This is a genomic window from Streptomyces murinus (genome assembly GCF_002154555.1).
GTDB lineage: Bacteria > Actinomycetota > Actinomycetes > Streptomycetales > Streptomycetaceae > Streptomyces > Streptomyces murinus.
Map to the genome: position 1 here is coordinate 1 of NZ_MUNF01000878.1, position 1,050 is coordinate 1,050.

Annotated in this window: 1 protein-coding gene; it reads right to left on the reverse strand. The window is 72.0% G+C overall.

Features of this window, described 5'->3' with window-relative positions; genetic code table 11:
* Positions 1 to 37: 37 nt before the first annotated feature.
* Complete coding sequence (locus CCN72_RS36215) at positions 38 to 919, reverse strand: hypothetical protein (protein ID WP_086812600.1); 882 nt, start codon at positions 917 to 919, stop codon at positions 38 to 40.
* Between the last annotated feature and the right edge of the window lie 131 nt (positions 920 to 1,050).

Genomic DNA, 1,050 nt, shown 5'->3' on the forward strand with positions numbered 1-1,050 from the left:
CCCCCCTGCCGACCTGCCCGTTCGGCCGCGCCCCCGCTCACGTATCGCACTCCAACACCACCCCACACAACCCGCACCGCGCCCGCACGCGCCCCCTTACCGGAACCCTGATCCGTTGATGGCAGGTCGGGCAGGGGAAGGTGACGTGGAGGCCGCCGGAGGGATCGGAACCGAAGGAATAGGGGGCGCCCGGGGGAGCCGGCTCCGCGTGGCGGCGGTCGTGGGCATAGCGGCGGCGGCCCGTCCAGCCGGCGCCGGTCAGCGGAGGCTGCCGGCTGTCGTGACGGGCGCGCGCCAGCCCCTTCGTGTACGCGGTGTACGCCTGCGGGCTGGTGAACCGGATCGAGGGGTCCTCGTCGAAGAGCAGGGCCCGCTTGGCCAGCACGTACCCGAACTCCTCCGGGGTGAGGTAGCCCAGCTTCTGCGAGGAGAGCGAGTCCTCCCGGTAGGCGTCCAGCAGCAGCCAGCCCGCGCCCAGGTACGTCGTCACCGTGTCCGTGAGGATCTCGTTCTCGGCCGTCGTGGGGAAGGCGAGGTCCAGGCGGTGCAGATAGACGTGCGCCACCTCGTGCGCGAGCGCCGCGCCGATGTCCTCGCGGTGGGTGCGGAAGCGGTCGTTCAGCTCCACGAAGTACTCGGGCCCCGCCGTCAGTTCGACGTTCGCGGCATGGGTCATCTCCCGGAAGCCGACGATCAGCCGCGCGTCCGGCAATCGGAAGTGCCGCACCATCTCCCGGGCCACCCGCTGCGCGCCCAGATGCAGGTCGTCGGTGTCGCAGAACGCCACGTCCGCGGGGGCCACGCTGGTCGCGAAGGTCTGTACGGTCGTCGGCGACAGCCGCCGGTACAGCGCGGTGATCGCCGCCCGCACCGTCTCCAGATGCGGGAACCCGTGCTCCACCGGTCCGCCGTTCGCCATGTCGGCACCCCCAAACCCCGAACAGAGCGCGCCGGTCCCCGGCGACCGCTCTTCCAGAGTAGGCGCCGCACCGCCCTCTCACACGGGCAGCAACCGCGGCACCGGCGTCGGCACCGGCCCGGGAACGTACA